This window comes from Erysipelothrix sp. HDW6C, from assembly GCF_011299615.1.
Taxonomy (GTDB): domain Bacteria; phylum Bacillota_I; class Bacilli_A; order Erysipelotrichales; family Erysipelotrichaceae; genus Erysipelothrix.
The window spans coordinates 1,750,521-1,769,736 of sequence record NZ_CP049861.1 but is presented as its reverse complement, the minus strand read 5'-3'; the positions used below and the strand labels follow the sequence as shown (position 1 = coordinate 1,769,736).

Annotated in this window: 16 protein-coding genes; 8 read left to right on the top strand and 8 right to left on the bottom strand. The window is 39.6% G+C overall.

What is annotated here, in order from left to right; all coding sequences use genetic code 11:
• The first annotated feature begins 105 nt into the window (after nucleotides 1-105).
• The gene (locus G7062_RS08415; protein ID WP_166065472.1) at nucleotides 106-1,821 is read left to right on the top strand and encodes an InlB B-repeat-containing protein; all 1,716 of its coding nucleotides are present in this window, start codon (nucleotides 106-108) and stop codon (nucleotides 1,819-1,821) included.
• Between the two features lie 62 nt (nucleotides 1,822-1,883).
• Here G7062_RS08415 and G7062_RS08410 read toward each other — a convergent pair whose 3' ends face one another.
• The 6 genes from G7062_RS08410 to G7062_RS08385 form a co-directional block, all read right to left on the bottom strand.
• Nucleotides 1,884-2,519 carry an MBL fold metallo-hydrolase gene (locus tag G7062_RS08410; RefSeq protein WP_166065471.1) on the bottom strand — a complete coding sequence of 212 codons (636 nt, stop codon included), beginning with the start codon at nucleotides 2,517-2,519 and terminating at the stop codon, nucleotides 1,884-1,886.
• Nucleotides 2,509-2,916 carry a MerR family transcriptional regulator gene (locus G7062_RS08405; protein WP_166065470.1) on the bottom strand — a complete coding sequence of 136 codons (408 nt, stop codon included), beginning with the start codon at nucleotides 2,914-2,916 and terminating at the stop codon, nucleotides 2,509-2,511. The genes G7062_RS08410 and G7062_RS08405 overlap by 11 nt, the downstream gene beginning before the upstream one ends.
• A gap of 90 nt (nucleotides 2,917-3,006) precedes the next feature.
• Nucleotides 3,007-4,458: a PASTA domain-containing protein gene (locus G7062_RS08400; protein WP_166065469.1), complete on the bottom strand. Its 1,452-nt coding sequence runs from the start codon at nucleotides 4,456-4,458 to the stop codon at nucleotides 3,007-3,009.
• Nucleotides 4,451-5,140, bottom strand: coding sequence for an ABC transporter ATP-binding protein (locus G7062_RS08395; protein WP_166065468.1), 690 nt, complete (start codon nucleotides 5,138-5,140; stop codon nucleotides 4,451-4,453). The genes G7062_RS08400 and G7062_RS08395 overlap by 8 nt, the downstream gene beginning before the upstream one ends.
• Before the next feature lie 11 nt (nucleotides 5,141-5,151).
• Complete coding sequence (locus G7062_RS08390) at nucleotides 5,152-6,660, bottom strand: ABC transporter permease (protein WP_166065467.1); 1,509 nt, start codon at nucleotides 6,658-6,660, stop codon at nucleotides 5,152-5,154.
• Nucleotides 6,661-6,852: 192 nt separating this feature from the next.
• Nucleotides 6,853-8,256: a DEAD/DEAH box helicase gene (locus G7062_RS08385; RefSeq protein WP_166065466.1), complete on the bottom strand. Its 1,404-nt coding sequence runs from the start codon at nucleotides 8,254-8,256 to the stop codon at nucleotides 6,853-6,855.
• 291 nt (nucleotides 8,257-8,547) lie between these two features.
• Between G7062_RS08385 and G7062_RS08380 the strand changes: the two genes are divergently transcribed.
• The 4 genes from G7062_RS08380 to G7062_RS08365 are packed head-to-tail and all read left to right on the top strand — an operon-like array spanning nucleotide 8,548 to nucleotide 13,090.
• Nucleotides 8,548-9,846 (top strand): GntP family permease, encoded by a 1,299-nt coding sequence (locus G7062_RS08380; RefSeq protein WP_166065465.1) that lies wholly within the window; start codon nucleotides 8,548-8,550, stop codon nucleotides 9,844-9,846.
• Between the two features lie 19 nt (nucleotides 9,847-9,865).
• Nucleotides 9,866-11,002: a glycerate kinase gene (locus G7062_RS08375; RefSeq protein ID WP_166065464.1), complete on the top strand. Its 1,137-nt coding sequence runs from the start codon at nucleotides 9,866-9,868 to the stop codon at nucleotides 11,000-11,002.
• A gap of 13 nt (nucleotides 11,003-11,015) precedes the next feature.
• Entirely contained in the window at nucleotides 11,016-12,017 is a 1,002-nt protein-coding gene (gene pyk / locus G7062_RS08370) for a pyruvate kinase (RefSeq protein ID WP_166065463.1), read from the top strand.
• A gap of 8 nt (nucleotides 12,018-12,025) precedes the next feature.
• The gene (locus G7062_RS08365; RefSeq protein ID WP_166065462.1) at nucleotides 12,026-13,090 is read left to right on the top strand and encodes a sugar diacid recognition domain-containing protein; all 1,065 of its coding nucleotides are present in this window, start codon (nucleotides 12,026-12,028) and stop codon (nucleotides 13,088-13,090) included.
• A 39-nt stretch (nucleotides 13,091-13,129) separates the two neighbouring features.
• Here the strand turns inward: G7062_RS08365 and gap are convergent, their stop codons facing one another.
• On the bottom strand, nucleotides 13,130-14,134 hold the full coding sequence (gap, locus tag G7062_RS08360) for a type I glyceraldehyde-3-phosphate dehydrogenase (protein ID WP_166065461.1): 1,005 nt from the start codon (nucleotides 14,132-14,134) through the stop codon (nucleotides 13,130-13,132).
• 55 nt (nucleotides 14,135-14,189) lie between these two features.
• On the bottom strand, nucleotides 14,190-14,771 hold the full coding sequence (locus G7062_RS08355; protein WP_166065460.1) for a TetR/AcrR family transcriptional regulator: 582 nt from the start codon (nucleotides 14,769-14,771) through the stop codon (nucleotides 14,190-14,192).
• A 246-nt stretch (nucleotides 14,772-15,017) separates the two neighbouring features.
• On the opposite strand from G7062_RS08355, the gene pepF reads away from it, so the two are divergent.
• From pepF to G7062_RS08340, 3 genes are all read left to right on the top strand, one after another.
• The gene (gene pepF, locus G7062_RS08350) at nucleotides 15,018-16,826 is read left to right on the top strand and encodes an oligoendopeptidase F (protein ID WP_166065459.1); all 1,809 of its coding nucleotides are present in this window, start codon (nucleotides 15,018-15,020) and stop codon (nucleotides 16,824-16,826) included.
• A 117-nt stretch (nucleotides 16,827-16,943) separates the two neighbouring features.
• Complete coding sequence (locus G7062_RS08345; RefSeq protein WP_166065458.1) at nucleotides 16,944-18,899, top strand: BglG family transcription antiterminator; 1,956 nt, start codon at nucleotides 16,944-16,946, stop codon at nucleotides 18,897-18,899.
• On the top strand, nucleotides 18,892-19,212 hold the full coding sequence (locus G7062_RS08340) for a PTS sugar transporter subunit IIB (protein WP_166065457.1): 321 nt from the start codon (nucleotides 18,892-18,894) through the stop codon (nucleotides 19,210-19,212). Before G7062_RS08345 ends, G7062_RS08340 begins: the two co-directional genes overlap by 8 nt.
• Nucleotides 19,213-19,216 lie beyond the last annotated feature (4 nt).

Here is a 19,216-nt window from a genome sequence, read left to right as displayed (position 1 = left end):
TGTATCTTGTGACATTTTAACAATTCACAATATGTGCATATGGTATCTTTTATAAGCAATGTTAAGAATGTTAAGTTCGAAAACATTGGGACATGGAGGGTATTTATGAAATATACAAAAAGAATTTTTATGGGTGTGCTCGCATTATTTATGTTTATGCAACTGCCTGTATTTGCAGATGAACTAACTACAGATGAAACGTTAACTGAAATAGAAACACTTGATACGAATGATCAAAACGAGATTGAGGAAGTTGCGGATAATCAGGAAAATATAGTATTACCTGAAGAATCTGAAACGGTTGAAGCACCAATTGTTATGGAACCTGAATCGTCACAGACAGAAGAAACATCTGTTGAGGAAACAATTCAATTGCGCGTCAACAATCCAATTAAGGAACCAAAACCAGTGATGGTAACTGAAGATAAGTCAGCACGTATCGGGGAGACCATTGAGCATCGATTGAATGGTCTTGATATGACAGCACCATCAGATAATGCAATTATGGATTTTCAATTTGGATTCTTCTCAGAGTATTTTATGAAGAATACGGAATTTGAGTCGATTGAATTCCCATATATTACAGCAAAAGATGTCAATGGAAACCCAATTGATGATGTTAAAATTTATTTTATGGTTATCTACTCAGAAGGTCGCAGCTGGATTAAAGATCCTGTAAGTATCAATGCCGAAAACCAAAGTGCAAGCATTACACGCGCTGAAGTACAAGCATGGGCAGACGAGAACAACAATGGTGAATTCCCAACACGACTTTACTATTTAGTAAGTCCTGAACAAAATGATCGCTTGATGGATGCGACAGAAATTTCATTCCATGGTGATGTGGTCTTAACACAACGCATGGCAAATGTTGAAACATACTCAGCAACAGCATACTATGAATTTTTACAATGGGATGTTCAATGGGTATTTGCGGGTGATTTTAACCAAAGTGGATCCAATGCATATAAGGAAATCAAAGGGTATCAATATATGTACGCCGAGACTTCAACTGTTACATTTGATACACCGAATCTAGTGGATATGAAACCAGGCGACACATTCACACTTGATTTCACACTAACCAACGATTCCGTAATCGGAAACCGTGTTGCACTCTTATTGGAAACAGAAGGCCTTGAATTGGTCAATGGTGAAGACAATGAAAAAATGTACTGGTATGATGATGCTCGTGGTTTCCGCGGTCGTCTTATAACACCAGAAATGAATTGGCATTTACTCGTCCAAGGAGCACCAGTAACCGTATCGCAAGAATTCCGTATCAAGGAAGACTTTACCGGCAGTCAAATTAAAATTAATGCGGGTCTCACAGCAGCTTCTGTTGGCCACGATTATGAATTTGACAATGAGTTTGTCATTAATATGTTTGTTCCAACAACTGTAAATTATGCGATCGCATTCGAATCAAATGGTGGATCAGCAGTTGCATCAATTCAAGACATCGCTGCTAACACAATCGTTACAGCGCCAACTGCACCTACAAAAGCAAACTTTGCGTTTGCAGGATGGTACACAAACACGGAACTCACAGAAGCATTTGACTTCATGACAACGCCAATTACTGAAAATATGACACTGTACGCAAAATGGAATGCAGTTGATGCACCTGAAGTTGTTGTTCCAGAGGTTACTACCCCTGAAACACAACAACCCGAAGTTATAACACCCGATTCGCAGTTGCCAACAACTGGATCGCAATTACCATCAACAGGGATAGGAAATAACTACACTGGAGCGTTACTTCTCATAAGTGGTCTTGGCATCGTTCTTCTTGCTATTCTGAGGAAGAAAGAAGCGTAATACGCAACCACGATATTGAATAAAACAAATCCGCACCATCATATGGTACGGATTTTTTCTGTCTATTTCTTTTGTTGGATTTTTAATAAAGATTTCTCGAAGAGGCGAAGGTCGTAAGCTACGGGATTTCCATGTCCACACAGAAGATTACAAGGGTTTAGTGTTGACAATCTCGAGAAAGAATTTCCGGAGATTTCTCGATTCCAGGTTGCTTTTCCAGGGAAGGGAAAGAGAAATTTGATATCACCACAAATGGCGATACCACCACGTGTCTGGACAAGGTCACCAACAAAGATATCATTACTGCGAATATCGCGAAGAGATATGGACCCTTTGGTATGCCCAGGTGTAAACAGGACCTCCAAAGAACCAATTCGATCACCATTTTCTGGGTTCGAAACATTATGGAGTGAAATCTTCACTGCATCCGTATGACTCATGTGGAGGGTTGCATCAGGGAAGGCTTTTTTTAATGCGCCTATATCCCCAATGTGATCGCTGTGATTGTGTGTGAAAATAATATGCTTCAAAGGTTTGTCTTGAGCCAATAGATATTGAATGAGTTTATTACTGACCCTCTCTACACTTGCATCAACCAAAGTTAGTGCAGTATCTTCATGCACAAGATAACAATTAATGGGAAATAAAATGGGCATGGTTGTGATTTGCGTATAGAATGGTGTCACTTTAATTCTCATGATTTATACCACCTTGGTCGAACAGTGTGACAATTTGTGCATCTACCGAATCGGGTGGTAGTGTGGGAAGTGTTTTAAGGATGCTTCTTACTGATTTAAGATGACGAATGGATTGGTCAAGTTTCTCTTGTAAATGCGTAAAGAAATCTTGAGTTGAAGTTTTACACTCATTGCTAATGGGACTTCGTCGCAGATCAATAATTTGTTTCATCTCTTTAATTGTAAACCCAGCATCCTTCATCACTGCAATGTACTTGATATCAACAATATCTGCCTCGCTGTAGTATCGGTATTTATTATCCTTGCGTAAAGGTTGAATAAGTTTGTGCTTTTCATAATAGCGTAATGTGCTTTCTGGAACGTTTGTAAGATTTGATACTTGTTTAATGGTTAACATACAATCACCTCGTTGTCGTTACTATAACATTGAACCATAGTTTAATGTCAATCAAGAAAAAGCAATTCCGTAATTGGAATTGCTCTTATTTTATTGCCCTGGTGTACAACCGGTACCCGTTCCATTGCTAATCGCAAGGTATATGTGGTCATTCATGGATATGAATTGATTTTCTCTATCCACTTCAAATACGGTTCCTTTGGGTTCGCAACTGTTTTTGTAAATTACACTGTATGTAATATTTGCGCCTTTTTCTCTAAAATCGTAGAAGAACTTGGCGAGTTCGCCTTCATTCATTCCCGTGACCTTACCAAGGTATGGACGTCCGATTGAGTAATACACATAGACGACAGTCTCTGGTGAGTCAATTATATTTGTACCCGCTGCGACGCTTTGTTCGAGGAAGGTTCCGTAGGAATAAGACTCACTGTACCATTCCTTAAGTGTTGCTGAAACACCAGAACCGCCTTGATTTGCTTGGAACTCTGCAAGTGACATGCCTGAGTAGTCAGGCACATATGCTGCTTTACCTTTTGAAATAACAAAGTGCATTGGCGCATCTTTCGCAACCATGGTGTCTTCAGACAATGATTGTGAAATAATCATGCCAGCATCAACCTTATCGTCGTAGACTTCTTCATAAGTGAACTCAGATACAAATTTTTGCTCTTTATGCCATGCTTCAACTTCACCTTTTGATTTTCCTTTAAAGTTGGGAACTTTAATATTCTTTTCGAATTCTTCTTTACCTTTGGATACATAAATATTAGCACCATTTTTACGTTTGAATTTATCAGCAGTGACTTCTTTATCACGAATATCTACTCTAATGAATTCGTTTTTGGCAATTGTATCACTGTATTCTTGGATAACTTTGATGTTGTCCATACGATTCGTATCGACCCAGGCTTGGATTTCATCGAGTTTCATTTTCGAGAAGTCAGCGAGGGGAACCGTTTCATCGGGATCTGCACCCATACTTGCAGTCACATAAATGGTGCTGCCTTTTTTAATTTTCTTATCGGCAGGTGTTTCTTGAGAGAGAATGACGCCTTTATCCTTCTCAATAGAATATGCTTCGGTTACATCTATCTTCATCTTATATTCGCGTGACCATTCTTGTAGCTCTGCAATTGGTTTGTCTACAAAACTGGGTAGGGTTACATAGGATGTAAAGTAATAGAAGAGTCCGGATACAATGATGAGCGCTGTAACCACAGCAGCGATAATGAGTCGTTGTTTTTTCTTCTTGTTTTTATATGTCGGATCAATCTCAACCTCTTCATCATCTTTAGACGTTGCGTCTTGGCGCTTTAAGTCTTGAAGTGTTTCCTTCTTGTCAGGAACCTCTTCAATGGTTTCAACAACAATAACTTCATCTCCGTTATCAACAACTTCGACTTCGGTTTCAACAGCGTGTGTTTCCGTTGCAGTTTCGGTTGGTTCAACGGGTTTAGATGATTGTGCTTTGGGTTCTTCCGATTTCTTTGGTTCTTCTTTTTCGTAGTTTTCTTTACTGAACTTGTTTAAAAAATCAGACATTGGTTTCCTCGTCTAATTTGCTGAGGTTTCCTTTACGTAAGTAGTAAGAAACATCTGCTTGGCGGGCAATTTCATTAGAGTGGGTAACTACGATAACACACTTATTATGTTCATGAGCAAGTGTCTTGAAGATGTTAATGATCTCTTGTTCCATTTCCTCATCAAGGTTTCCAGTAGGCTCATCAGCTAGGATTAAATCAACGTTTGTGGCAAGCGCGCGGGCGATTGCTACACGCTGTTGTTCACCACCCGAAAGTTTTGTGACTAAGCGGTCTGCTTTTGACTTGGTAATGCCGATATAGTCAAGAAGGTTGTAGGCAACTTCATTTTGATCTTTTGGCAACTCATTGTCAGTTATGCTCATTGCAAGCAAGACGTTTTCGTGCGCTGTGAGATGTGGAACAAGGTTGTAACTTTGAAAGATAATACCGATGTTATCACGACGATACTTATCATAACCAATGGCTTTTACATCTTTGTCTTCATAGACAATGGTTCCGTCTTTGGGTTCGTCAAGGGCACTGAGTAAAGAAAGAAAGGTTGTCTTACCCGACCCGGATTGGCCAAGAATTGCGTGGAATGTGCCTTTTTCAAAGGCAACATTCACATCACGAAGAATAAAGCGACGTTGATCACCATCTTGATAAAAATAGTTAATGTTATTTGCTTTAATTAATGACATGCGTTTTCTCCTTACATCATAATTTTCTTTGGATTGAGTCGGGTAATATAAACGATTGGAACGATTGTTGAACCAATTGTGACACCCAAACCAATCAAGTAGAATAGGCCAATATATTGCGGTGTCAGTTCGACTTTATAGGCATCACGGACATCTTCTTCAGTAAGGTCTGTTTGAGGACCACCGTAGTAGTTTCCGTACATGATTGGACCATTAGGATCGGTCATGTTGTTTTCCATCATTGAAGTTGATAGACTATTTGCAATCATGTTTCCTGTTACCAATGAAAGTGAAAGTCCCACGAATGCAACCATAACAACTTCCATTACAATTTGTGAGAGGACACCATTTCTGCGATCACCCAAAGAGAGATAAATACCCAACTCGTGTTTGCGATCACGAAGGAACAATACAATAACAAGACTTAAGATAAGAATTGCTGCACCTATGGCAACATAAAGGGTGATTTTTGACATTGTATCCAATGATTTAACAGGCCCGGCAATGGAATCATACGCATCGCTTGAAGTGACAACTTTATAGTATTCACCAAGCATTGGGTTGACTGCGTCACGGAAAGGTTCTACAGACTCTGGGTCGTTGAGAACGAATGTTGGTTGGATGTAGCGCATAATCATTTGTTCTGCGGTTAATGTTGTATCTTCAAAGTATTCTGGATGAACTTTTGCAAGTTCTTCTTGATTGTAAACGGCTTCTTGAATTGCAACTTTGTTTGGAATATAAAGACGGTTATTTAATTCATTTTCTCGCCATGAAAGTTCTTGTGATTTTGCATCACTGCGTGGCGTTGGTTTGCTTGGGTCTGTTGAATTTTCAACAATCAAGGGTTTGAATGTACCGATAATTTCTAAGGATACATCACGCTGTGCAATGACTGTTTCTTTACCTTCGGTGTTGTAATCGGTAATGATATTTTGGAAAACCAAAGAATCACCTACACTCACACCATTTGTGCTTGCAAATTTTTCAGAGACAAGCATCACAAGTTTACCACTTGTAATGTCTTCAGGTGTAAAGACGCGACCACTAACAAGTTCGATTTTGCCTTGATCAATATCCGTTACTGGTGGGTACTCAACACCCGTGGCATTGAAGTATTCACCATACTCACTGCCTGAACCTCCAATAACGACACCAGATTCTTCTTCACTAACCAGTTTAACGGTTTTTGAACGAAATGAAGTTGGAATGCTATAGTCGTAGTAACGAACTTGTTCTAGTTTTGCAACTTCAGCAATGAGTGCCTCAGAAATACCATCATACTCAAAAACAAGCTCAGGATTTTTGATTGACTCTTCTTGCAGTTTCTCATAATCAACTTCAATGGTTGCGACAGCACCCAATTGTTTCTTAATTGTCTTTTCAACATTCACGGACGCTTGCTGTATTGAGAAAGCTCCAGCAATGACATTACCAAGAATAAATACGACGACCAGTAAAATTAAAGATTTACCTTTACGACGTATGACACTTAGCCATGCTCGTTTAAAATGATTCATATGTGACCTCCCTGTCATTAATGTTCTGTCTCCATTGTATCGTTTTATGAAGGTATTGTATATGACACATTAGTCATTTTTAATCATTTTTGTAAGAAATTCTGAAACATAATGATGCGCTTTCATTTTGTTGTGGTACTTTGTGAAGAATAAAAAAAACTGCATCACTTTGTTGCTGATGCAGTTTTAAGATTATACAGTCGTTTTCTTACGTGCTGGTTTTCTGGGTTTCTTTTTTGATTGATGGTTGGACCAATTGTAAGGGCCATTTTCCTTCTTCTCAGCGGTATCGTTTTTTCCACGACGTGCTTTGGAAGCTTTACCATCTGATTTCTTCTGGCCAGCTTTTGGTGCACCTTTATCTTTTGAAACAGGTTTGGGCTTGCGACGGGGTTGTGTCTCTTTGACAGCAGCCGCACGTGCCTTGGCTTTTTTGTTTTGTTTCTTTGGTTTTACTGTTTTATCGATAAGAGGGTAGTCGTGATTTTCAATCACGGTAATTTTCTTGCGAATCAAAGATTCGATTTGTTTCAATAATGGAATTTCTTCGAAATTACAAAATGCAATCGCGACTCCAGTTGAACCCGCACGACCCGTACGACCAATACGGTGTACATAGGTTTCAGGAACATCGGATAAATCATAATTAATAACATACGATAATTCATCAATATCTATACCACGTGCAGCAATATCGGTAGCCACAAGAACTTGGATTTTACCTTCTTTAAAATTTGCGAGGGCAATCTGGCGCGCAGTCTGTGACTTGTTTCCATGAATTGCCGCTGCGCTCACTTGATGTTTTAAGAGTTCACGAACAACTTTATCGGCACCGTGTTTGGTACGCGTAAAGACAAGGACGTTGGCGTCTGATTTTTCTTTTAAAATGTCAATCAAGAGTTTTGTCTTATTATTGCGGTCAACATAATAAACGAATTGTTCAACGGTATCAACTGCTGATGATACGGGTGCAACGGATACCTCAATTGGATTCTTTAAAAGTGAATCGACAATTTCTGTAATCTCAGGGGGCATTGTTGCCGAGAAAAGTAGTGTTTGTTTTTTCTTTGGTAACAGGGGAAGAATCCGTTTGATATCGTGAATGAATCCCATATCTAACATACGGTCTGCTTCATCGAGGATAAAAATCTCAACATCATCCAGACTCACATGCTTTTGTTTGATCAAATCATTCAAACGACCGGGTGTAGCAACAAGAACATCCACGCCACTGCGTAATGCTTTTACTTGAGGTACTTGGGAGACACCGCCAAAAATTACAGCGGATCTAATTTTAGTGTTTACAGCATAGTTCTCAAAACTCTCATGAATTTGCAATGCAAGTTCACGGGTTGGGCTTAACACTAAAGAGCGTATTTTTCGCTTGCCTTCTGTTTTTGTTGCGCTTAAACGCTGAATCGTAGGTACTGCAAAGGCAGCTGTCTTTCCTGTACCAGTTTGTGCCAGACCCAAAACATCGCGACCGCGTAATACAAACGGGATTGCCTTTTCTTGGATGGGTGTTGGCTGTGTATAATTTTGTGCTTCTAATGCTGACAAAATGTTAGCATTAATTCCTAAATCTTCAAATTTCATTGTTTCTCCTTAAATTGTGAAGTTTTTCCTGATAGGGAACCAAAAACTAAGACAATGTGGGAATGAATATCTTTATTGTATGGTGTACTAGAAATGCTTCGTAGATGATTCCTTAGAATCGAACCTTACATATTATACTTCATTTCTTGTCCGAACGGGTAATTATTGCGTATGGCTGGGAAGATATTGTGCATTTGCCCAAAATATTCTCTCTTTTGTCAATTGTTGGTTACGTGACGCTACGATAAGATGATATCAGTAACCGGTTACACTACTTAAAGGAGAAATAGAATGGAAGGAACTACAATAAGTTGGATTGGTGCAATTGTTGGATTAGCAATCGCAATTATACTAATATTTAAGAAATTGAATCCTGTTTATTCATTGTTTTTAGGGGCAATTATTGGTGCACTCATTGGTGGTGCGAATTTACCTGGTGTGGTAAGTATGATTACTTCGGGTACACAAAGTATTATGGGAACCGTCATTCGAGTGATTGCTGCGGGTCTCTTAGCGGGGGTTATGATGGAATCCGGAGCTGCGGAATCTATCGCAAAGACAATCGTCAATAAGATGGGAGAGAGTCAAGCCATACTGGCCTTGGCACTTGCAACCATGATTATTACAGCAGTTGGGGTATTCATTCCTGTGGCTGTACTTATCGTTGCACCGATTGCATTGTCGGTAGGAGACAAAATTGGTATATCTAAAACAGCATTACTCTTAGCCTTATCAGGAGGAGGGAAGGCAGGAAATGTCATTTCACCCAATCCAAATACGATTGCTGCGGCAAAAGGTTTCGGACTTGAACTCAGTGATTTGATGATTGCAGACTTTATTCCAGCAGTCGTTGGGTTAATTGTTACAGTCATTATTGCCAATGTAATTCGTAATAAAGGTGATAAAATAGCCAAAGAGGATATTGATGATGTTAATGAAATTGATACCAAAGAATACCCACGATTCGGTCGGGCAATTGTCGGTCCTCTTGTGGCTGTTATCCTCTTGCTAATCAATCCAATTGGGTCAATTCTAAATATCGATGCACTTAAAGCGTTTAATGTTGATGCAATGTTTATATTACCGCTTGCAGCAATTGTTGGAACAATTGCTATGGGTAAGACCAAACACTTGTTGCATTATGCCAATACTGGATTGAAAAAAATGACCGATACTGTTCTTATTCTTATCGGCGCAGGGGCGATTGCGGGACTTATCTCAAGCAGTGACCTCTCAGTTCAAGTTGTTAAAGTGATTGAGACGATGGGGATATCGGGAACATTGTTGGCTCCAATTTCGGGAATACTGATGGGAGCTGCTACTGGTTCAACCTCAACAGCAGTTATCGTCGCAACCGAATCATTTGGTCAAGCAATTCTTGATATGGGGGTCACACCGACTGCAGCGGCAGCCATGGTTCATACAGGTGCAACTGTCCTTGATCAAGTTCCACAAGGAAACTATTTCCATGTTACCGCAAGTGGGATGAAAATGACCATCAAACAGCGTCTCAAAGTACTTCCTTATGAAGCCCTTGTTGGGGGTTCAATGGCACTTACTGCAACAATTTTATATGGTTTTATATTCTAACTATTAAAGGAGATTTCTGATGAAAATTGTATTTGCACCCGATTCATTCAAAGAGTCGATGACAGCAAAAGAAGTATGTATTGCAATGGAGACAGGATTCAAGAAAATTCTTCCCGATGCCGAATTTGTGCATGTTCCAATGGCTGACGGTGGTGAAGGCACTGTTCAATCCTTAGTTGATGCAACGCAGGGAAAACAAATTCATAAATCAGTCAAAGGTCCACTTGGGAATCCTGTGGATGCAGTTTATGGAATCTTGGGTGATGGTGAAACTGCCATCATTGAGATGGCATCTGCCAGTGGCATAGCTTATGTGAGCGAGGCAACTAAGAATCCCTTGATTACGACGACTTATGGAACGGGAGAATTAATTCTTGATGCCCTGGACCAAGGTGTTCATAAAATTATTCTTGGTATCGGTGGTTCCGCAACCAATGATGGTGGAACGGGAATGGCACGTGCCTTGGGAGTTCGATTCCTCGATAAAGATGGCAATGATTTACCCGAAGGTGGCGGTGCATTGGATGCACTCGCAACGATTGATACTACCAACACGGATGTACGTATTAAAACAATGAGTATCATTGTTGCCAGTGATGTTACCAATCCACTATGTGGAAAAAATGGTGCATCCCAAGTATTCGGTCCCCAAAAAGGAGCAACACCTGAAATGGTTCAACACTTGGACCGCTCACTATCACATTACGCAGACATCGCCAGTCATGACCTTGGTAAAGATGTGAAGGATGTTCCAGGAGCTGGTGGCGCTGGAGGTCTGGGTGCGGGATTATTACTATTCACGAATTCAAAAATGCAGCGCGGTATTGATATTGTAATTGAGTATTCACGCCTTGGTGAGGCTCTCAAAGATGCCGACTATTGCATTACTGGAGAAGGTGGAATTGATTTTCAAACAAAATTTGGGAAGACACCTTATGGGGTTGCGAAAGAAGCCAAGAAGCAAAGTATTCCTGTCATTGTCGTAGCTGGTAATGTCGGTGATGATATCGATTCACTGTATGATCATGCCATTGATTCAATCTTTGGAATTGTTCCTGGTGCGATGTCTCTTGGTGAAGCACTTAAAGAAGGGCCACAAAATGTTCAACGAACATGTGAGAACATTGCGCGGCTCCTAAATACAGTCAACCGTTAAAAAAGGAGATATCATGGAAACCAAAATTATTGCGACATACGGTCCCAGCGTTTCAACTTCTGAGAAACTCAATGAACTCGTTGATGTTGGTGCAAGCATTATTCGCTATAATATCTCACATGCAGATTATCAACATTGCATTCAATTTCAAGAAACCATGGCACTGGTTTCGAATGCAGCATGTTTGGTTGACACCAATGGTCCTGAAATTCGTATTGGAACCTTTGCCAGGGATTCTACTCAACTTGAAGTAAATCAACAGTTTACGCTGTTCACCCATATGTGTGTAGGAAATCAATTGGGTGTCAGTATATCCTACAAAGATATCACAAGCGGTGTAGAGCGTGGCGATACAGTGTATGTTGATGATGGCAGGATTGTATTGCGCGTGATTGATATAACCGAAGATGGCGTTGTGACACAGGTGATGCAAGGGGGACTCCTTAGCAATCACAAGGGTGTAAACATCCCAGGGAAACATATTGATTTGGATATTCTATCAGAGAAAGACAAGACAATTCTTGCATCCTTTGCATCAGCACCTGATTATGTTGCGGTTAGTTTTACACGTTCGATTGATGATATAATGGTGGTTCGCAACACATTACAAGCACTGGATTTCAAGCATACAAAAATCATTGCGAAAATTGAAAATCAAGAAGGACTTGATAACCTAGAATCCATTATTTCAGAGTGTGATGGCATTATGATTGCCCGTGGAGACTTGGGTATTGAAGTACCGTATGAGCGTGTTCCGTTTTTTCAACGAGAGATTATCAAACGATGTCATCATCATCACAAACTAAGTATTGTCGCTACACAAATGCTTGAATCGATGATTCAAGCACCCAAGCCGACACGGGCAGAGGTGAGTGATGTTGCCAATGCGGTGTTTGAGGGAGCCAGTTTTGTGATGCTCTCAGCAGAGACTGCGGTTGGAGACTATCCAATTGAAGCAGTCACGGTAATGCGCCGTATTTGTGATGAAAGTTATCGACATCGTAACGAACTGTGAGGTCAAAAATGAGTTTATTAGCATCAATTAACATACAGGAAATTGTCAACAAAATGATGGAAGATATTCCCTATAACATCAATATTATGGATGAGACAGGGACGATCATCGGCAGTGGTGAAAAAGATCGTATCGGTGACCTCCACCGAGGTGCCCGTGAAGCCATTTCTTCAGGTGAGATGGTGACAATCTATGAGGAAACCGCAACCGAGAAACGTGGTACAAACGATCCTATTCTTCTTGGAGAGCGCATTATTGGCGTCGTCGGTATCACTGGAAATCCTTTGGAGGTTATTCCTTTTTGTAAACTAGTAAACTCTACCGTTGTTTTGATGATATCCAGCTATCTTAAGATGCAGGATGAATTTCGTGTAAAGGGCAGCAAGAAATATTTCTTCAATCGTATTCTCTTATCACATGATGAAAACAACAAACGAATTGAAGAATTAGCACCACGCTTTAATATCAATTTAGAGCAAGCATTCAATTTAATTATCTTTGAATTGGGAGCGTATGTGAAATCATCCGTTTTGGAGAAGTGCTTGGATGGCGTCAGTATCTACCGCTATGCCACACTTCAGTATGTCATCATTACAAACGATAAGAATGATGACATCATTGAACGCCTCAAAAAGCGTCAGGACGTTACTCGTATTTATGTAGGCAAGCAAGCTGAAAATGCTGCCCAATCCTTTGAAGATTTAAAACGTCTTATTAGCGTGTTTCATGCACTCGGTTATCATGATCGCCTCTTAAAGCAAGCGGATTACCATGATTTGGATTTACTTGCTACGATGATTACGACTGCCAAAACCGAGACATTGAATCCAATAGACACATTGGCTGACGATTTACTTATTGAGACATTACAGTCATTCATTCGGTATAACGGAAGTATTAATGAGATTGCAGATGACTTAATGGTACATCGTAATACACTGCAATATCGTTTGAATCGCATTACTGAAAGTACAGGGTTGAATCCGCGCTACACTGTAGACTTATTTCGCCTCTTCGCGGCCTTAGTCAATTGGCAAGCAAAACGCGACGTCTATAATGTAGATATGAACTAAAGAAAGGCACTTCATCAATATGAAGTGCCTTTCTTGTACTTAAAGTGTAGCGTATTTTTCGAGTGCTCTGACAAGTTGAGTGACAAAGCCGAATTCATTATCATACCACGCGACTGTTTTAACAAGTTGGTAGTCATTAACTGTAGTGACTTCAGTTTGTGTTGCATCAAATAGAGATCCATAGGTTGAACCAATAACATCACTGGAAACTATTTCCAAGTCTGTATACCCAAATGATGGATTGTTTTCGGTTACGTTCTTCATCAAGGCATTGATGTCATCTTCACTTACTTTCGTACGTAAGATACTAACCAATTCAACGACAGAACCATCAATGACAGGAACACGGTGCGAATGACCTTGAAGTTTACCATTCAGCTCGGGTAGCACAAGTCCAATCGCTTTAGCGGCACCTGTTGTATAAGGAACAATATTACCAGCAGCAGCTCGTGCACCACGCAGGTTTAATCCTTTAGGACCATCTACAAGGGCTTGGTTACCTGTATAGGCATGGATGGTTGTCATGGTTCCGACTTCGATACCATATGCATCGTTGAGTGCTTTTGCCATTGGAGCAAGGGCATTGGTTGTGCATGATGCTACTGAAATAATCGTATCATTCGCATCCAAAATCGCATCGTTCACGTTGTAGACAATCGTTTTCATGTTCCCTGCGGGTCCGGAAATCAAGACTTTCTTTGCTCCAGCATCAAGGTGTGCTTGTGATTTTTCTTGTGATGTATAGAATCCTGTCGATTCTACAACAACATCAATGGCATCATCGCCCCAAGGAAGATGCTTCGCATCTTTCTCAGCATATACTTTGATTGCCTTTCCATTGATAATAATGGCATCATCTGTGTAATCAACACTGCCATCAAATTGTCCAAATGCTGTATCAAAACGGAAGAGGTGTGCGAGAACTTTTGGTTGTGTTAAATCATTGATTGCGACAACTTCTAAATCAGTATCAAGACTTAAAATGCGGCGCAGTGTTAAGCGGCCGATTCGGCCAAATCCATTAATTGCAATACGTGTAGTCATGGTTAATCTCCTTTATGGAACAATCGTTCCGATATTTTTAAAATAGAAGATATGCTTAAAGCATATCCATAAAATTCTGAATCAATTGACGTTGTTCTTGATCATTGTCTCCAACAGAACCCAGTACAATCGTACTTTCATGCAAATTAAAGAGCATGAAGGATAAAGACTCATTTGATAGGGAAGAGGTAATACTTCCATCACGCTTTCCCAATGCAACTAGCTCGCCGTAGAGCTCACGAACCGAAGCAAATTGTTCTGTAACAAACGCATGAATTGAAGCATCAACACTGGGTAGGATACCTACTGAATCCGTAAGCAAACAGCCGTCAGGCGATGTTGTGGCGTACAAACCATCAATCATATCGTTAAACAGTAAAATAATTTTCTCTTTGCCATTGGCTTGGAGCGACGCTACAAAATTTATGCGCTTTTGACTCTTCTGATAGGCATAAAGTTCCAATGCATCTGCGTAAAGTTTTTCTTTGTTTTCAAATGAATCATAAATACTTGAGCGACTGAGTCCCATCGCTTCCGTAAGGTCCTGCATACTCGTTCGAGAAAATCCTTTTTTCCAAAAAAGTAGCATTGCTTGTTGCAGAGCCGCTTCTTTTGAAAACTCTTTGTGTCTGGCCATAACTCAACTCCTATTCTGGAATGAACGTTCCTTTATAGTATACTATGATGCTTATCAGCTGTCAAATTTTAAGCATCCCATAGTTCTAAAGTACACATTTTAAATGCATCGTCGCGTCTCATTGTGGTTTTTGATAACAGAAGGTGAAAGATTTTCAGAATGATGAAATGTTTTCAACAAATTCTTGAATATACTTTCAAAACGTTTCCATAAGCAGTATACTATTTATAATAAAAGGAGGTTTTTATGACCAAGAAAATAGACCAACGATGGGAAGTTAATCAAGCTCATACGTGGGATTTAAGTGACTTATTTGAAAGTGATGATGCATTTGATAAGGCGTTACAAAAACTCAAAACAGATGCCAGTGCATTTGAACAAAAGTATCAAGGAACGCTCACTACCCCAGATACGATTAACACAGCATTGGATGCATACCGAGCGATTCTTGAACTTGCGACAGCCGTGGGGACGTATCAATCCCTTCAGTTAAGTGCAAACCAACAAGATGATGCGAATCTTGAAAGAACTGGAAAATATCAAATTGCGGGATCTACAGTTCAAAATACGTTGAGTTTCTTTGAGTCGGAATTACTGCTTAATGATGAAGACACACTCCAACAAGCAGCATCACTCAGTGAAGAAAATAAATTATATCTGGAAGATCTAATGCGTGATAAACCACACACATTGAGCCCTGAAGTAAACAAGGCATTGACCGCTCTTAGCCCAGTGCTCGATTCATCTTACAACACATACAATCGTAGTAAACTTGCTGATATAAGTTTCCCTGACTTTACGGTTAAGGGAACAACATATCCCATGTCCTTTGTATCTTACGAGAATGAATTTGAGTTTGAAAACGATCATGAATTACGTCATGCAGCGTTTAACACCTTCCATGGCAAACTTGCGGAGTATCAAAATACGTTTGCTGCTATCTACAACAATCAAATTACCAAAGAGAAGGCGATGTCTGAGTTAAAAGGGTTTGAATCAGTATTTGACTACTTACTCTTTGATCAAAAAGTAAGTCGCGATATGTACAACCGTCAAATTGATTTGATTATGGAACACCTCGCTCCACACATGCGCAAGTATGCAAAACTACTCCAACGCATCCACAAACTTGATAAGATGACCTATGTTGACTTAAAACTTAGTGTAGATCCAGATTTTGAACCTTCGATATCAATTGAGGAGTCAAAAGATTATCTTCTTGATGGACTTGCTGTACTTGGTGATGACTATCGTGAGATTGTGCGCAGATCATTTGATGAACGTTGGATTGATTTTCCACAGAATATTGGGAAATCAACCGGTGCATTCTGCAGCAGTCCTTATGGAAACCATCCCTACATCCTCATCAATTGGACCAAACGAATGCGTGAGGTCTTTGTATTAGCTCATGAAGTTGGCCATGCTGGACACTTCTATCTTGCTGGACAAAACCAAAATATTTACAATACACGTGCATCACTTTACTTTATTGAAGCACCATCAACCATGAATGAGTTATTGATGGCAAATCACTTAAAGAAGAGTAACGATGATCCACGCTTCCAACGATGGATTCTGTCAAGTATGATTGGACGTACGTACTATCATAACTTTGTAACCCACCTCTTAGAGGCGGCGTATCAACGTGAAGTCTATCGCCTTGTAGATAATGGTCAACCTGTATCAACACGCACACTAAGCACCCTTAAAAAAGAAGTCCTTGCGAAATTCTGGGGTGAGGACATCGAAATTAACGATGGTGCCGAGCTGACATGGATGCGTCAACCACATTATTTCATGGGACTTTACCCATACACTTATAGTGCTGGATTAACAATCGCTACGGAAGTAAGTCAGAAAGTTATTGATGGTGAATTACCCATCGATAAATGGAAAGATGTCTTGAAGGCAGGGGGAACTAAAACACCACTTGAACTTGCAAAGATGGTAGATGTCGATTTATCAACAGAAACTCCACTTCTCAATACAATTGCTCATATTGGTGCAATGATTGATGAAATGGTGGATCTTACAGATTTACTTGAAAAACAATAACTGAAGAGTATCACCACATTGAAGTGGTGATATTTTTTTGTGTTAGAAGTTCCATATCGCAGCCACATGAATGCGGTAAAGACTTGTAAGATAGTCATGGATGCATGATGGTACAATATGGTTGTCGACAAAGGGGTGATTTACTTGGATGAAATGGATATTCAAATCCTGCAGGAACTTAAGAATACCGACTACATTTCGAGTACAGAATTAGCATTAATTATGGGTGTTTCCGAAAGAACAATTCGTAAGCGCATCAAGGAAATATCCATTTTGATTCAGGATTGTGGAGCAAATCTAGGATCTGTACCGGGTCTAGGGATCCGGTTAAATATATTAAATCTAAGTGATTTCGAGAGATATCTTAATAGATCGATCGAAGAGAATGCTTCGTATCCAAAAACAAAACAAGGCCGTATAGACTTCATCATTGATTATCTACTACTCAGTGATAGTTATGTAAATTTAACGGTCCTGTGTGAGCAGTTATACATTAGTCGCTCAACGTTATCGAATGATTTAATTGAAGTTCGAAAGCATTTTGAACGCTTTAATATACGCGTAGTTGATTCAAAAAGAAAAGGTGTTAAATTAAGTGGCAGTGAAACAGATATAAGACGTTGCTTATCACAGGTTACTTTGAATACGAATCGTTTTCTGAGTGAATCTCTGGGAGGACACGAACAGTATGAGGCCGTTTCTAAACACCTATCTGTTGTGCTCCAAAGAAATAACTTTGTTCTCTCAGATATAGGATTTCAAAACTTATGCAACCATCTTTATATTTTGATGGAACGCATTAAAAATCAAAATCATACAAAATCTGGAGAACTGACTCGGTTTGAAATTGAACAAAAAGACTTACCCATTGAGGTTGCAAAGGACATTGCATCGGAATTCTCAAAACTCTTTAAAATCGTGTTTCCACAAGATGAAGTTCTCTATATAGCAATTCATCTTGCTGGAAAACAAAATGTCTACATTTCTGAGTTTGATGTAGCAATCCAAAACGATGATAACCTTGTCTCAATGGTAAGGGCAATGTTAGAAAGTATCCATACAAACTGGAACATTGATTTGCGTAATGATAAAGAACTACTCTTTAATCTTGTTCTACACTTCAAGCCGTTATTAATTCGTATAAAATCTGGATTTGAGCAAAAGAATCCGATGCTGGGTGATATAAAAAAGAATCTGTCATTAGCATACTTATTGGCCGTACAGTCCTTACAATTTGTGGAGGTCTTGGTTGAACGTAATATCAGTGCAGATGAAGTTGCATTTGTGGCCTTGCATATCAATCTTGCGCTTGCAAGAAAGCGTGAAGGAACAAATCGAAAACGCATTCTCATTCTATGCAGCACGGGTCGAGGTAGTTCCGAACTTCTTGCATATCAAGTTCGGAGTAGATTTTCTAAGCAGATTAAAGAAATTGTGACAAGTGATGTTGCGGGACTTCCTCATATCAGTTTGGATACGTTTGATCTTATCATTACCACAATTAATCATGGAATTGAAACGCAAACTCCAACAGTACATATAGGGCATTTCCTTGACGATGCGGATATGAATCGAATTTCGCGTGAGTTGGAACTAAAGACACAAACTAACATTGAAAAATACTTCAAGAAAACTCTCTTTTTATCCTTGAGTAACACTCCAACACGCACTGCAATTTTGGAGGGAATGGTTCATTCAATTAATGAGAGTGAGGTTATTCCGAGAAATTTTCTTGAGTTAATATTACAGCGTGAAGCAGTGGGGTCAACCGACTATGGAAATCTCATTGCCTTACCACATCCTAATCAATTGGTAACTCAAGACACATTTGTGTGTATTGCAGTTTTGGACAAACCGATATTGTGGGAACGATCTGAAGTACAAGTTGTAATATTGGTTTCGATTCAGAAAGATTTTAATGATAATCTCGAACACTTTTACCGTGTCATGAGTGAATTCATGGCATCAAGACAGGCTGTTCATGAATTGATCAAGTATAAAGATTTCGAACGGTTTATAAAGACGATACGAACTATTGATGACAAACAACACGTAGGAGGAACAAATGAGTAAAAAAACGATAATGTTGGCATGTGCTGCCGGCATGAGTACGAGTTTGATGGTAAGGAAGATGGAAGATGCAGCTACGAAAATGGGTTTGGAGTATACGATATTCGCGGTTCCCGCTACTGCAGCTCGCGATGTTCTTGCTGAGCGCGATGTCGATTTAATTTTACTTGGCCCACAATTGTCGTACATGATTGATGATTTTGAACGACTAACAAAAGATAAACCTGTTCCGATAGGAGTTATTAACATGATGGATTACGGAACAATGAATGGTGAAAAGACTATTCTTTTTGCGAATGGATTATTAGATAAGTAGGTAT

Coding starts and splice junctions, on each gene's coding strand:
- G7062_RS08390 (WP_166065467.1), bottom strand. CDS start 6,660: ATGAATCATTTTAAACGAGCATGGCTAAGTGTCATACGTCGTAAAGGT.
- G7062_RS08340 (WP_166065457.1), top strand. CDS start 18,892: ATGAGTAAAAAAACGATAATGTTGGCATGTGCTGCCGGCATGAGTACG.
- G7062_RS08380 (WP_166065465.1), top strand. CDS start 8,548: ATGGAAGGAACTACAATAAGTTGGATTGGTGCAATTGTTGGATTAGCA.
- pyk (WP_166065463.1), top strand. CDS start 11,016: ATGGAAACCAAAATTATTGCGACATACGGTCCCAGCGTTTCAACTTCT.
- G7062_RS08365 (WP_166065462.1), top strand. CDS start 12,026: ATGAGTTTATTAGCATCAATTAACATACAGGAAATTGTCAACAAAATG.
- G7062_RS08410 (WP_166065471.1), bottom strand. CDS start 2,519: ATGAGAATTAAAGTGACACCATTCTATACGCAAATCACAACCATGCCC.
- G7062_RS08375 (WP_166065464.1), top strand. CDS start 9,866: ATGAAAATTGTATTTGCACCCGATTCATTCAAAGAGTCGATGACAGCA.
- G7062_RS08385 (WP_166065466.1), bottom strand. CDS start 8,256: ATGAAATTTGAAGATTTAGGAATTAATGCTAACATTTTGTCAGCATTA.
- gap (WP_166065461.1), bottom strand. CDS start 14,134: ATGACTACACGTATTGCAATTAATGGATTTGGCCGAATCGGCCGCTTA.
- G7062_RS08400 (WP_166065469.1), bottom strand. CDS start 4,458: ATGTCTGATTTTTTAAACAAGTTCAGTAAAGAAAACTACGAAAAAGAA.
- G7062_RS08415 (WP_166065472.1), top strand. CDS start 106: ATGAAATATACAAAAAGAATTTTTATGGGTGTGCTCGCATTATTTATG.
- G7062_RS08345 (WP_166065458.1), top strand. CDS start 16,944: ATGGTTGTCGACAAAGGGGTGATTTACTTGGATGAAATGGATATTCAA.
- G7062_RS08405 (WP_166065470.1), bottom strand. CDS start 2,916: ATGTTAACCATTAAACAAGTATCAAATCTTACAAACGTTCCAGAAAGC.
- pepF (WP_166065459.1), top strand. CDS start 15,018: ATGACCAAGAAAATAGACCAACGATGGGAAGTTAATCAAGCTCATACG.
- G7062_RS08355 (WP_166065460.1), bottom strand. CDS start 14,771: ATGGCCAGACACAAAGAGTTTTCAAAAGAAGCGGCTCTGCAACAAGCA.
- G7062_RS08395 (WP_166065468.1), bottom strand. CDS start 5,140: ATGTCATTAATTAAAGCAAATAACATTAACTATTTTTATCAAGATGGT.